Below are 14,848 nucleotides of genomic sequence, written 5' to 3' on the forward strand. Positions count from 1 at the left end.
TAACATGTTGTTTAATAAAGCAATTCGTAGTATTTCTTTACGCTAGACTCCCAATCAAAACGCTGATTTTTCGCATTTTTCTTAATGCGCTTCCACTCCTCTTTATTGTTGAAAAAGAGATCAACCGTCTCATTAAATTTGACTTTAAAATCTTCTTTCGCTTCTTCATAGCCAGACCCGCCAAAACTAAAACCGTTTTCACCATGCTGTACGGTATCAATTAAGCCTCCTGTTCGATGGACTAAACAAGGAACGCCATTTCGCATAGCAAGCATTTGACTGATTCCGCAGGGTTCAAATAGACTTGGCATCAAATACAAATCAGCATCCAGATACAGAGAATCGATCAAATCTTCAGACTGACCGTTGATGAATATAAAGGTTTTACGGTCTTTGCCGTATTCTCTAAATAACTCTTCATAAGCAGGATCGCCCGTACCCAGTAACATAAATACGCCATTCACCTCTCTTAATTTATCGGCCATGGCGGTGAGCAAGGAAGGATCTTCTTTAAAAAAATAAAATTTCTGCGGCGTCAAACGAGCAATGCTGGTACAGATAAAGGCAGGTTTATTTTTTTGAAGCTCCAATATTTTGTTTCCCATTTCTGCAAGAAATTCAGCTTTGTACGACTTTTTTGGATCTTGTAACCATTGAAATATTGCACGTAATGAGTTTTCATAAACCTTACCCTTTTTTGGTTTTCTAAAGTTGGTATAATTCACGCCATTGAGAATCCCAAAAAGTCGATGATCAGCTTCAGCTTGTTGTAGGTCTTTTTCTAAGCCCTCACCACCAATAAAGCGGGGTGGATCACTGGGGATGAGGATATTTTCTTTGTACGAAGGAGAAACCGTATGAACTTTATCTGCGTACCGAACACCCAAGGCCATAAGATTTATACAGTCCGCGTATCGCTCATCGCGATAGCCCTTTTGACCGTACTCCACCGTGGGATAAAACGCTGTAAGAGACGAATGATTATGTTCAAAGGGCCTAATGCCCTGTATGGAGAGATTATGAATAGAAAAAACGAATTTGATTTTCTTAAGCGCAGCATATTCCGGGTGTTCTCTTTTTAAAAACAACAATAGAGTTGTATGCCAATCATGCAAATGAATAATATCTAATTTCCCGAAGAATCCTTGTTTAATCGCTTCCGCGGAAGCGATACAAAATAGAGAGAATGTATTGGCATCGGTATAAAAAGGCTGGTCTACATCATCTTGATAGATGTGTGCAATATTTCCTGAAGCAATCCAGGGATGATGAATGACATAATGAGTAAGCCCGCTGACGTCTTTCTTTCCCGGGACGGTATATAATTCAGCCATTTCACGCTGACCTCTGTAGATGAAATTCAACTCACCTACTTTAGTGCCATGTTCATGCAGTCTGCCGTACGCCGGAGTCATTACAGCCACCTGATCTCCCCCTTTAGCGATGTGCCGTGGAACATCCCGAACCACATCTGCCATCCCACCTGCTTTACAGTCTGGAATTGCATCATTTTCAGCAGAGAGAAAGAGTATATTTTTAGCAGACGTCATAGCAAATTATTTTTCCTAAAATAAGAATCCTAAAGAAATTCACCTAAAGACGCTTACTAAATCAATGTTATTTTAGCTGTTCACCATTGATAAAGGTGTGTAAGACTTTTGTTTTTGGAACTTGTTTAATATCTACCTTCATAATATCTTGATCCAATACGATGAAGTCTGCAAATTTACCGGGTTCTAAACTCCCCTTTTCATCTTCTTCAAAGTTGCTGTATGCCGCCCAAATGGTCATACCACGCAAGGCGTCTTCTCGGCTTAGCGCATCCTGCATTTGAAAACCCTCTTTGGGATAGTCTTCTAAGTCTTTACGTGCAACTGCAGCATAAAAGGTTAGAAACGGACTCACCTGCTCCACCGGAAAATCTGTCCCCAAGGCAACTCTGCCAGATTGTTTTAATAATCGCTGATACGCATAGGCACCAGGCATGCGTTCTTTACCCACACGATTCTCTGCCCAGTACATATCACTTGTGGCGTGCGTGGGTTGAATCGACGTAATGATGTTTTCATTGTAATACTTAAAATCTTCTTCAGCTACAATCTGTGCATGCTCCACGCGCCATCTTCGATCTTTCGTATTATCCAATAGTTTAGCATAGGTACGCAATACCACAGCATTGGCAGAATCCCCAATCGCATGCGTATTTAATTGATACTGGGACGCGGCAATACGCTTTGCCTGATCTTTAAACTCATTTACGCCAATCACCATGGCGCCAAAATGATTTTCTTTATCACTATAGGGTTCTTTCAATACCGCTCCGCGTGATCCTAATGCGCCATCTGCATAGGCTTTAAACGACCTGATATTAAGCCGATCTGTTTTTATGATGCCTTTATCCAGGTAATAATCCAAATTTGTAGGAGTGTTGCTCATCATCGCATACATACGGGTTTTAAGCGCACCGTTTTGTTGTAAGCTATCAATGAGTGCTACGACATCACGCGATAATCCCGCATCATCTACTGTGGTCAAACCATAGTTGGTGCAAATCTCCTGAGCATCCAGGAGTGCTGCAATGGATTGCTCTTTAGACAATGCCGGTATGACGTTTCTTATCAATCCCATAGGTTTATCCACAATGATCCCGGTGAGTTTTCCATTCTTTTGCTCAATATCTCCCCCTGTAAATGTAGTTGCTGTCGTAATCTTGGCCATATCCAGCGCCTTTTGATTCACTAACATGGCGTGTCCATCGATGCGCGTAATGGCGAGGGGTGTATTAGGAAAAAGCTGATCAAGGGTATCTTTAACCGGGAAGCTCTTCTCTTGCCAATCGTTTTGATCCCAACCTCTTCCGGTAATAAATTCAACGTTTTTCTTTTTTTGAAAATCTACGATGCGTTGCACCACCTCATCAAAGCTTTTGGTTCCTACCAGATCAACTGCTTGTTGTTGCACGCCTAAATTGTAAAAGTGACAATGCGCATCGATAAGGCCTGGAAAAATGGTCATTCCTTTAGTATTGATGACCTTAAGAGAGGTGTACTTTTCTTGAATATCTTTTGTTGTGCCTGTAGCGATTATTTTTCCATCAGAAATGGCCATGGCCTCGGCAGTATCAAAATTTTGATTAACGGTGTAGATGTTAGCATTGATGATTAAAAGATCAACGGTTTCTTTCTCTTCCGCGCAAGCGAAACAAAGCAATACGACGAGAAGAAGGGAATAATTACGCATATGATGTTGTTTTGAGACGAAGATAGTATTTTATCCCCCTAACCCCCAAAGGGGGGTACTTTTATCTGTACAGGTTTTGAATAGTTTGAAGGTATTTTAAATTAATTGAAATATGAGGGGAATAATGATCAAACCTAATACCCACTTAACTCGAAAATAATCGTATTTAACCTGTAAGGTTTTACCAACCTTATAGGTTTGATTAATCCAACATTAGAGACTTAGGTTGCGTGATCATCCAATCATAGGCGAATGTATTTCTGGAAGGAGATACCTGCCTTACTACTACGCTAGCCTACTTCGCCATAGTAGCATAGCTGCGAAGGCCGAGAAGCTTTGGCGACACCAGAACGCAGGTATGACAAATAGATGGTATTTTTGTAATAGATTGTCACTCCTACCAAGGCAGGAGTCTTCATGATAAGAGATGCTTGCCATACATTTAAGCCAATGCTTCGGCGACACAAGAACGCAGGTATGTAAATCAATACTTTATTATTTCCCTAAATTAAACTGATACGAAAGCCCGCCCATAACTTGAATCCCTTGGGTTGGGTAATTAATCCAGCGATCGTAGCTTCCCAACAGATTGTTTCCATTCAAAAAGACTGAAAATTGATTCGTAATCTGATAGGTTGCGTTGATATTAAAATCTACAAAAGCATCCAAGGTGGTTGACCCTAAGATAGGAGCATCTGCCGGGAAGGAATAGGTTGCCGCTTTACGCTCTCCTACAAAAAAGACTTCTGCGCCAAGACTTAATTGCTTGGTGAAATCATAGGTTCCCACAAAAGATGCTTCTACTGCAGGGAGGTTATAGACTTCGGGGAGGTTTTCTGTTTCGTAATTAGCGTAAGAAGCATAAAAAGAAAGGTCAAAATCCTCATTAATTTCTGCCGATACATTTCCCGACACTTGGATGGTCTGCATATCATCATATAGCACCTCAAAACTGTTGTCATACTGATACGGCTCATCAATAGCGCTAATTAATTGAAAGGGCCGATTGCGTGCAAAAAAAGCAGCATTCTCCTGGTCTTTGTATCCCGCTTGTAGTTGATAGGTCACATTGGATGCAATATTACCTTTGATTCCGCCAAAAACGTGATATAGCGTATTGGTGGGTGCAATAAATAACGTAGGAGAAACAAATGGATTTCCTGATACAAAGTTACGGTAGGTGTTTTGTTCTAGTCCGCCATCTGCACCTATAAATGGAATGATCACGTCACCCTCAACTGCGTAAGCGGCATAGAGCTTAGGATATACAAAAAGCTCTGTTTCGTCATTCTCAATGTCATACCAAGTGGTCACCGTGCCGCCGATATCGATCCCAAAATGTTCTGATCCAAATTTGAATACAGGCGTAACCCCTGCAATGAGGTTATGGTACTCTAAATCAATTTCGTTATCAAAATTCTGCGTGAATTCTCCGCCAAGATAATCCAATGCTGCGGTGACCTCAAATTGCTCCTCACCTATATCAAAGAGTAGCCGTGGGGAAAGCTGAAAGCGATTTTCTGTGGAGTTGTACTCATCCCAAAACCGTACAAAACTCAACTCCATGCTCTTAAACGCACTTTCATAAAAGGAGACGCTAGCACCCACCCCTGCACCAGAATAAATTTGTTTGAAATCCAATCCATCATTAAGTGATTCTTCTTGAAATCCATCTGGTGCACCGTACCAGTTCAAGGCATTTCTATCACCAAGAAGATTAATCTTCCATTCAAAATTCTTGGTTTTTTTAAGGTAATTTAAGTCCAACGCAGTCGTTGAAAAATCGTTATCCAGCACGATATCATCAATCCCTCCCTGAGAAGAAAAGTGCTGTACATTACCCACAAGATTGCTTTGCTTATCCAGTTCAATGCTGGTATACAATTCTCCCAACACATTGAGGTAATTCCCAAAACCTCCTTTGATATAACTGTTGTACACTGAAGGTCTACGTTCTTTTTTTAATGGATTGGCTTGACCTTGTATGGGTGAAAAAGTAGATGCGACCGGGACTGAGTTAATGCTATAGTTCAACTTACGTTTTTGTACTACTGCCGAATCCTGTAATTGAGGCTCACTCTTAATTTTTCTAGAGGCTTTTGCAGTGGGCGAATAAGGTTTTACGATCACCACAGTTTCAGATTCGATGGGTTTTTCTTTTTCTTGGGCGATGACAGAAAAGCAACTCATTAGAAATAAAACAAAAAGATATATACCCCTCAGCCTTACCATTATTTTTGGAGAAAAGCTCTCGAAAAAGAATATATCCCTTGCCCCCTTCAAAAGGAGAATAATTTTCGTTGCGCTTGAAAATTGTTCTGTTGTCTTTTTATGAAATTGGTTTGAGAATATTTCAATATTCCGAAGGTCGTGTAACATCCCCCTAACCCCCTTCAAAGGGGGAATAATTCTCGCTGGGTTAAGCACACTTTTCTCAAAAAGCCTCACCCTCGCTAATACATTTGGGGACAGACTCTTCAAAGAGAACATCCCCCTGGCCCTGCTTCGACTTGGCTCAGCATGTACCTTCAAAGGGGGAATTTTAAAGGGAAAATTGTAGTGTGCTTTTTTTAATAAGGCTGAAATTATATTCATTGGTGTTGTGATTGATGTGATTGAGATTCTTTGATTAACGAAAATCCCTGCTGTTTCATGAGTTCCCCCTTGTCCAAGGGATTTTACTCTTTAATGGAAGCATTGGTTTTAGCTTCTTTAGCTTTGATACGATTGAGCTCCTGCCATGCATTTTGAACAATATCAGGAAACGTTGAAAAATTTTTAATTACCGATTCTAAAATATAGGTGGCTTGAAAGGCATCGCCAAGCGCATCGTAATTCTTTGCCATAACCACCAACCCTTTTGCCGCGAACTCCTTATATGATGAATAATCTGCCGCTAACTGCTGAGCGGTGGTATTTGAGGCTTTAAATTTACCTTCCTTATATTGAAAATACGCCTTATAATATAAGGCCTCCGCCGCCAGTCTGCCTTTTGCAAACGTTGCGACTTCAGCATAATATTGTTGTGCCATATTCAAATCACCTTGTTGCATGGCAGAACGTGCCAAAATTACCTGAGCATCTTGTTTTACACGCGTAGTGGGGTTATTCTTTACTACATTTTTGGCATAGGAGCTTGCCTGGTCGATTGCTCCGGTTTCTAAATAAGCCTTCATAAGGTTTGTCACAGCAAATTCTGTATTGGCCGCATTTGATGCTTCGGTTTCTAAGCGTTTGAGAAGCGGAATAGCTTCAGCGTATTTTTTCTGCTCCAGATACACTTCTGATAGTATCGCCAAAGCGGGTTCTGTAAATTCATTCTGCTCTTTGCTAAGTACATAGGTGAAATGCGGAATCGCTCTGGCGTCATTCCCATCACGGACTAATACTTGTCCCAGGTAAAAATGACTTTTTAGCGCATAAATACCATTCGGGAATTGTTTGAGGTAATTATCAAATCCTCTCACGGCTTCGTTCGTATTGTTCTCTTGGTACTTTTTTTCCGCGGAAGCGTATACCGTGTTTTCAATATCGGCATCTTTGGCATCCACATAATCCAGTGTTTTGACCCAACGGGCGTACTGATCTGTTTTTCCCAAATCAATATAAATGAGTCGGGCAGTTTGAACCGCCTGCGAAGCCTCTGAAGTACTCGGAAAATCTGCGGCAACACGTTTAAATTTTTGCAGGGCTTCATTGGATTGATCCGTGTTGTAATAAATCAATCCTTGCTTGAGTAAGGCCTTGGCTTTATATTCACTCCGCGGATAATCACTAATCAATTGATCGTAACTCAATAAAGCTTTAGCATTATTATTTTGAGCGACATAGGTATTGCCTAATTCGTAGAGCGCCTCATCCTGATAGGGCGAAGAGGGGTAGCCCGATAAAAAAGCATTGAGTTCATCAATTTTAGAGCTGGCCCGGTTAATAAAACCATAGCTCAGCGCTTTTTGAAATGCCGCGTAATCTCTTTCGGGTCCCCTTGCGTTAACGGCTTGATTGTAGGCTTCGATCGCAGGCCAATAGCTGCTGGTCACAAAGTAGGCATCTCCCAGGCGGGTCAATGCATCGGCCTTTTTAGTGTTTTGTGGATCATTTTCGGCGAACGCCTTAAAATAGGGAGCAGATTGGGCGTATTGCTTTAGGTTAAAATAGGTATATCCTAAGTCATACTTGATCAGGTCATATTCGGAAATTTTGGGCGCATCTGAATCCTCATCCAGCTCTTTTAGGGTTAGCAGGGCATCCTGGTATCGTTGTAATTCGTACTCGCTTTGACCTTTCCAATATAAAGAGCGCAAGCGTATCACCTTATCCACAGGTTGGGCGATGGCCTTATCAAAACTAATGATAGCGTCTGCATAATTCTCGTTGGTATATTCTTCTAATCCTTGTAAGAAGGCGACCTCCTGGTAGATTTTTTTATCCTCTTGCGCAGTGCTTTGCGCTAAGAGATCCAGTGCGGCTTCATAATTTTTTGAGGTGATGTACGAATCGATCAAAAGAGCTTTGAGTTCTTCCGTCTTAGGATGATTTGGATAGGTGGAAAGAAAGGCTGAAATCACCTGTGGCGGACTGGTATAGCTGTTGCCAATCTCATAACTTAGTTTGGCGTAGTTGTAAAAAGCATCCTCTTTAATTTGAGCAGAAAAATCCATTTCTGAAGCATTTTTGAAGGCATTGAGCGCTTCTTTCTTTTTATTGTCTTGCAGATAAGCTTCGGCTAAATGGTAATAGGCATTTTGAGCAACCTCATCTTCGCCACCAACAATTTTATTGAATTCTGAAATTGCGCTGCTAAGCTCTCCTCCTTTGTAATATGCATAGCCCAGTAGGTAATAGTCGGTATTGGTCCATTTACCGCGATATCCCTTATACGCAGATAAATAGGGAATAGCCTCTTCATACTGACCCAAATTAAAATAACTTTCCCCTATAATTTTGTTGAGTTGCGAGGCTTCTTTTGGATTCGCCGTGGCTAATTGTTGCTTGCCTAATCTAATGGCTTCTTCAAAATTCCCCTGCTTAAAATTCATGTCGCTTTGAGCATAGGCTACGTTAGAATCGGTTTGAGTGGGTGCTTGCTTGACCTGTTCAAAAATTCGGTTCGCTTTATCGTAGTCCTTATTTTCATAGGCGATATAGCCTTTATAATAATTGGTCTGATCGTACTTAGGACTGTTTTGAGGCACTTTGTTGAAGAATTCCTCAGCGGACTCATTGTCATTGGATCGGTAGGCGATATAGCCATTGTTAAAATTATATTCGGCGCGCTTAGTCTTATCCAGACTATTCACGTCTACCCGTTCGTACCATCGACCTGCCTGAGGGTATTTACCATACGTAAAATAATAGTTCGCGGTGGAATTGATGGCTTCATTTTTATAAACTCCGGCAGGATATGCTTCAATAAAAGCTTGCATTTGTTTTTCTGCGGAAGGTTGATTTTGACGAATCGCAATACTAGCCAGGTAGTACGCCACAGTTTCTTTTGTAGCGGAAGAAGTTTGAACTTGGTTTAAATCATTGAATTGCTGTCGGGCAGCTTCATACTGTCCATTATCATATAGCTCTTTAGCTTGGTGTAAGAGAGCAAGTTCGCTTTTATAGGTAGCACTTTGCTGCGCCGGAAGCGTGTTAGCTAGACAAATGGCAAAAATGAAAAATAATCCAATTCGTGTGGGCATAGTAGGATTTTGATTGAAGGATGAATTATACTGATTAACGTGTGATTTATTTTTTCATTGTTTTGGTCCATCCCGAAATTTTAAACCCATCCCGTCTCATCCCGGAATTTTTAGCCCATCCCGGAATTTCTACGAAATTCCAACCTTCCCAAAGGGAAGGTGAATTAGTACCCGTTGAAATTTTTAGGAGGGTAAAACTTTTATACGGATTTTGCGTTTTTGAGTTTATGCTTATTCGATTATCTTTAACCCCTATCCCATCCCGGAATTTTTTCAAAATTCCGACCTTCCCAAAGGGAAGGTAAGTGTTTGGATGATCTGATTAGTACGTATTACCTAAAATCAAAAATGTGTCGCAAACCATCTTAAGCCTTAAAAATGCTGCTATTTACCAGAGGGATAGCTTAATCCTGTCTGAAGTGGATGTCAATGTCGACCGTGGCGATTTTGTATACCTTATCGGAAAAACCGGAACCGGAAAGAGTAGCTTTATGAAGACGCTTTATGGTGATATTCCGTTGACCGAAGGCGAAGGTTCCATCGTTGATTTTGATTTACGAAAGCTGAAAGAAAAACAGATTCCGCAGCTACGTAGAAAGCTAGGTATCGTTTTTCAGGACTTTAAACTGTTGAATGATCGTACGATTCAAGATAATCTAAGATTTGTTTTAAAAGCCACCGGCTGGAAGGACAAAAAAGCCATGGACAGTAAAATTGAAGAGGTGCTGGATAAAGTAGGCATGAAAACCAAAGGATTTAAATTCCCCTATCAACTGAGTGGTGGGGAGCAGCAACGTGTTGCGATTGCCCGGGCATTACTAAATGATCCTGAACTTATTTTAGCCGATGAACCTACGGGGAATCTCGATCCACAAACCTCAGTTGAAGTCATGGAAGTCTTGCAGGACATCAATAAAAATGGGAATACTATTTTGATGGCCACCCATGATTATGCCTTACTGCTTAAATATCCTTCAAAAACCTTAAAGTGTGACGGGCAACGCGTGTTTGAGGTGGTGCAACGGAAGAATTAGAAAAGGGAATACTCGCGTATTCCCTTTAACTAGATCTATCTATAAAAAATTATTCTTTCAAAAATTTTTCTTGGAAGATAACATCACTATTTTCATTAAGTGCATTTAGTATGTAAATACCTTTAGAAAGATTTAGAGATTTGACTGTTACGTCATAATCATCCAAATTATCTTTTCTATAAACTTTAGCTCCAAAAACATTATAGATAATTATAGAATTTATTTTAGCCCCTACCTTTCGTCTTTTCTCTACTTTAAGTTCACTTTTTACTATTGTTGGAAAAAGTTTGAAGTCTGCTAAGACTTGTTTCGAATCTACTTTTTCATTTAAGGTTATTTTTGATGACGTAGGTATACATGTATTTGTTATATTTTCATCAATGTTTAAAACTATTTCGGTCGTTGAGTTGGGAGAAAGAATGGTTCCTTCACCTAAGTAAATACTATTTTTTGATGTAAATGAAACACTAGCATCCTCTATAAATGCTACATTGTTCAAGGTCAAATTATTCATTATCTTGTTTAAAGAGAAATCATATCTGTAAAAAATATGATCTTCTACAAGTGCTTGTCCATCGGCTCTATTGAGTTCATCTGTTAGTAGTACAGATTTTCCTACTTCTAATTTACCAGTTCCAATTTTTCCATAAAAAGGTGTATTAAAATGAAAGCTTGCATGCTCAATATCTTTCGAAGATAGTTTTAGAATACTTTCTACTTCATTCGGATTTAAACAATCATCTACTGATAACATTAATCCAATAGTACCAGCAACAAACGGAGCGGAAAATGAAGTTCCTCCGTTATAAATTCCACCTTCATTTCCTGATATTAATGCGAAATAATCAAGAATTTCTTGACCTGGTGCTAATAAATCGACACCTTCATTGAGTGTGAGCATGTAGAGTAGACCATTAGTGTTCGTTGGATACGGATCTCCTTGATCAGTGAAATAACCACTATGTGTTAAGGCTATTGGGTTATTTATGTCATTTCCATTAACACTTGACGATGCAGAATCCTCTGGTCTTAACCATATCATTATCCCCTGCGGGTTAGTACAACAAAAATTTTCTGGATTTAATCCGGGATATTTTTTGTATACACTACTTACAGAAATAACATTGTCATACATTGCAGGATAATAATAAAGTGTACCAAAAGGATGATCTGGATCAGCATCGTCTGTGGTGTCGCCTGGTGGTCCTGTGGAATGATAACTCTCAGGCGATGAAAAAGATGTTTGATTACCAGCTGCTGCAACGAATACAACGCCAAAGTCATCAGTAATTGAATTAATTAAATCCTGCCTTACTTGAGAATAATATTGTGTAGGATCATTACTTTGTGTACCCCAGCTCATATTTATGACTTTAGCACCCAATTGAGCCATTTCGTATAATTTAGAATATCCACTCGGCCCGGATACGACATCACAATCATAGCAAATTCCCACCGATCCATGAGCATTATTTCCTTGAGCAATTGCTAATGCCGCTACACCAGTTCCATGACCGTAAATTATGCCATTATTGTTTGGATCATAGCTGTAGCCATTTGTAAAACTTACTTTTCCTAAGAAATCTGCATCAACGTCATTTACTGGTCTATCAGAAATACCTATTTTAATGTTTGAATTTCCTGTTGTAATGTCCCAAGCTTCCGGTACACCCATATAATCCAATTCTCGTCGATCTACCGCTGCTCCCTGATTTGGGATTGGACTCGTTGTTCCATAATCATTAGGATAAAAGCTTAAATATTCAATTTCTTCTTCTGTAAGATCATCGAATTTTAAATAAATGGAAGGGTAATTTTTTATCAAATCCTTTATGAAGCCGCCATCAAGTGTCTCCACATATAAAACATTCGCTATATGTTGATGTGGAACATTTGGAAATGCTTGATCAAATTCTAAAATAGTGAATTGATCATAAAAGCCTTTTTCTCTCGAATTAGCACCATCATAATAATAGAACCCGTTTTCTTTAACAAATTCTGGAACAGAATTGTAATCAGATGTGTATATATAGTATTTGTATATTTTTTGCGAAAAACTCAAAGAGCAATACATCACAAAAAATATTATAAATAAATTTTTCATGGTCTAATGCTTGAGGGTTTTCATTTCAGTTTTTAATCGTGTTATTTCTTTGTCTTGTTGTATTAAGTATAAAGTTAACTCCTCAATTTTTTGCAATAGTAATTTGTTCATTTCACCAAGTTCTATACCGCTAATCTCTACTTCTTTGGCACTTGGGATGTTCTCTAGATGGCCATGTTCCTTAATAAAAGCCTCAACGGATTGTAAAGATGGTAGGTTATAATCTTCTTCAAATACAAAATCAGCCCATGTGGTATATACTTTTACTCCGTGAGCTCTTACTTTACCTTCAACAGACAATCGATACGTGTCAGAGCCATCGATAAATGAATCTGTACCTATACCTAAATTAGCATTAGTTAGTATATTACCTTCAATTTTTGCACTTCCACTTTTAACGATAAACTTATGACCCTCATTATCTAGATAATCTCCAAATCCTCCAATTACAATTTTAGAGTTGCTTTTTGGCATGTGAATAAATGCTTCAGAATTTGTATTGGACAACTTAAAAAATTCTAGATTATTTTTGTCTTTTAGGTATATATATGTATTGTCAGAATCTGTGGTTGCTGTGTAGGTATATCTTACTATGTCATTTTTGTCCCTATAAGCAAAACTTGAGGATTCACTTGACAATCCAAAGTTAAATAATCGATTACCCTGTTGACCACTGGTCAATGGTCCAAATTTAATGAACCAACCATTTGTTATCACCGGATCTATTTGAAGTTCCTGTGAAAAAATATCACCTCGAACATCAAGCTTAAAATTAGGAGATAAAGTACCAATTCCTACATTTCCATTATTCGGAAATGTATTATTTTGCGATAGCTGAGCAGATGTGCTCATAAAGCACATGAGCATAAAAAGTAGATGAAAATTTTTCATGTTAATAGTTTTTATAAGTTGTTTGATTTAGATTTCCCTATAATATACATTTTTTATCGTCAAAAAGACCCGAAATCCATATTCATAATGTTTTAGTAACGTTAAACTAATATTTTATTAACATAAAATATTAACAGATATTAAAAATATCATAGTTATTGTAATGTTGCACAGTGCTTTAAAACTTTAGATTGTGAATGGCGGAGCGTATTTGAGGTGGTGCAAAGGAAAAATTAATTTTTCCTAACAATCCAAATATCTTGAGGAATCCAACCCCCTTGAATAGGTCTAATATGATGTTGTAATATTTCTAGACCCTCAAACATTTCGCGCATAAATGTTTTAGGCTGAAATGCGGAGTATGTGCGATGTCCTTCTTTTACGTTCCCCCTCACAACAAGTTCTCCATTTTGATAAATCTTTTTCTCTTTCATTGTGAGCTTATTGAGAAAATTATCTCCTTGTACAGAGATCAAAAGAATACCGCCCGGCCGTAAAATTCTTTTTAGTTCATAAAGCCATTCGAAGTGCATTTCTTCAGATAAATGAGTGAAAATGGATAAGCCGTATATAATATCCATTGAACCGTTCTCATAGGGCAGCTTTGCTGCTAAGGTATTTAGGTTAAATTCGACATCATCAATATTCTTTTTATTCCATGCGATTGATTTTTCATTATAGTCGGTTCCATAAAACGAACAACCATTATTTACGATCTTTGGCATATGCCGAATAATTCGAGCAGGTCCACAGCCCCAATCCAGGATATTTTTATTATTCAAATCAATAAATTTTGAAAAATGATGCTTTAGAAATTTTGCATTCTCACGTCCACTCATAAAATAGGATCGGTAGGACATGCCAAACGATTCATACATTAAGTAATCAGGCGGTAAGGGGATGTGCGGATTTTCTTCTTTAAACCGTCTATTTTCCTTATCATAACGCAATTTTTCTAACTCAAAACGTGTTCGATCTGCAAATTCCAGCATTCCTAAGTTTCTGATAAATGATGAAATGTTCCCTCTACTAATCATATTTAATTATTGAAATCATCTTTCTTATACACATGCTTATTCTCTACAATGCCCTTTTTAAAGAATTTACGCACCAACATTCTTGCTTTGGCATCTAGGGTTAAAATAGCATCTTTAAACTTTTCGCCAGGTCGACCTCTAAAACTAGTCACGTGAAAGCGATCACTTTCCCTTAATGGATCATTGGAAAAATAGTAATTTGAGATACAGCACCTGGTTTTATCAACACTAACTCGGCTTACAGAATGCCATGAGTCCTGATGTGTTGCCATTACGGCCAGTCGATTAAATTTTGAGACGATTGTTATTGGAGCTTCTTCCACGCCCTGTGGCCAGACTTCTAAGTTACCACCATAGCTTTCTTCCCAGTCTTGTGTAACATAATACAGCAAATTTAATACCCGCCATCGGTTACGTTCTTTATCGTGCGAATTATCTAAGTGTGGATTTAAAAAATGATCTTTACTCATCATAGAGATTCCACCGGCATACAATTGATGATCCGGCTCTAATTGATTAATATGACAGATCTCACTTATCGCATCTACAATACGTTTATCTTGAAATGCATATAAGGTTTCTTCCAGCAATGGATGATACTGATCCATCTGAGCCGTAACGTGTTTAAATTCTCGAATACTCTTCTTTAACGTAAGCATACCGGGATCGGGAAATTTCGTATAAATTTCACGCACCAATTCAGCTGGGAGTAGATCGTCTACGTAGAAAAAACCAATCTGTTCACCAGACTCTAAAAATTGCTTTTCAAGAACTTCGCGATGTTGTTTTAGTTTTTCAAGAATAAACGTTGCAATATCTTCTCTCTTATAGGACATAGAATACACACTGAGT

The 14,848-nt window shown here is 38.6% G+C and carries 9 protein-coding genes; 1 reads left to right on the forward strand and 8 read right to left on the reverse strand.

Going from position 1 to position 14,848, the window contains the following annotated elements; all coding sequences use genetic code 11:
- Nucleotides 1–11: 11 nt before the first annotated feature.
- The 4 genes from ABD000_RS01680 to ABD000_RS01695 all read right to left on the reverse strand — a co-directional run bounded on the left by ABD000_RS01680 (nt 12) and on the right by ABD000_RS01695 (nt 8,930).
- Entirely contained in the window at nt 12–1,550 is a 1,539-nt protein-coding gene (locus ABD000_RS01680; protein ID WP_343762972.1) for a glycogen synthase, read from the reverse strand.
- Nucleotides 1,551–1,617: 67 nt separating this feature from the next.
- The gene (locus ABD000_RS01685; RefSeq protein WP_343762975.1) at nt 1,618–3,240 is read right to left on the reverse strand and encodes an amidohydrolase; all 1,623 of its coding nucleotides are present in this window, start codon (nt 3,238–3,240) and stop codon (nt 1,618–1,620) included.
- Nucleotides 3,241–3,735: 495 nt separating this feature from the next.
- Nucleotides 3,736–5,430, reverse strand: coding sequence for a hypothetical protein (locus tag ABD000_RS01690; protein WP_343762978.1), 1,695 nt, complete (start codon nt 5,428–5,430; stop codon nt 3,736–3,738).
- A gap of 488 nt (nt 5,431–5,918) precedes the next feature.
- Nucleotides 5,919–8,930 (reverse strand): tetratricopeptide repeat protein, encoded by a 3,012-nt coding sequence (locus ABD000_RS01695; protein ID WP_343762981.1) that lies wholly within the window; start codon nt 8,928–8,930, stop codon nt 5,919–5,921.
- 350 nt (nt 8,931–9,280) lie between these two features.
- Between ABD000_RS01695 and ABD000_RS01700 the strand changes: the two genes are divergently transcribed.
- The gene (locus ABD000_RS01700; protein ID WP_343762985.1) at nt 9,281–9,964 is read left to right on the forward strand and encodes a cell division ATP-binding protein FtsE; all 684 of its coding nucleotides are present in this window, start codon (nt 9,281–9,283) and stop codon (nt 9,962–9,964) included.
- Between the two features lie 49 nt (nt 9,965–10,013).
- Here the strand turns inward: ABD000_RS01700 and ABD000_RS01705 are convergent, their stop codons facing one another.
- The 4 genes from ABD000_RS01705 to ABD000_RS01720 all read right to left on the reverse strand — a co-directional run bounded on the left by ABD000_RS01705 (nt 10,014) and on the right by ABD000_RS01720 (nt 14,832).
- Complete coding sequence (locus tag ABD000_RS01705) at nt 10,014–12,068, reverse strand: S8 family serine peptidase (protein ID WP_343762988.1); 2,055 nt, start codon at nt 12,066–12,068, stop codon at nt 10,014–10,016.
- Nucleotides 12,069–12,071: 3 nt separating this feature from the next.
- On the reverse strand, nt 12,072–12,959 hold the full coding sequence (locus tag ABD000_RS01710; RefSeq protein WP_343762991.1) for a hypothetical protein: 888 nt from the start codon (nt 12,957–12,959) through the stop codon (nt 12,072–12,074).
- Between the two features lie 233 nt (nt 12,960–13,192).
- Entirely contained in the window at nt 13,193–13,996 is an 804-nt protein-coding gene (locus ABD000_RS01715; RefSeq protein ID WP_343762994.1) for a methyltransferase domain-containing protein, read from the reverse strand.
- A 2-nt stretch (nt 13,997–13,998) separates the two neighbouring features.
- Entirely contained in the window at nt 13,999–14,832 is an 834-nt protein-coding gene (locus tag ABD000_RS01720; protein WP_343762997.1) for a 2OG-Fe(II) oxygenase, read from the reverse strand.
- Nucleotides 14,833–14,848 lie beyond the last annotated feature (16 nt).

The sequence above is a fragment of the Gangjinia marincola genome (assembly GCF_039523415.1).
In the GTDB taxonomy this organism is placed as follows: Bacteria; Bacteroidota; Bacteroidia; order Flavobacteriales; family Flavobacteriaceae; genus Gangjinia; species Gangjinia marincola.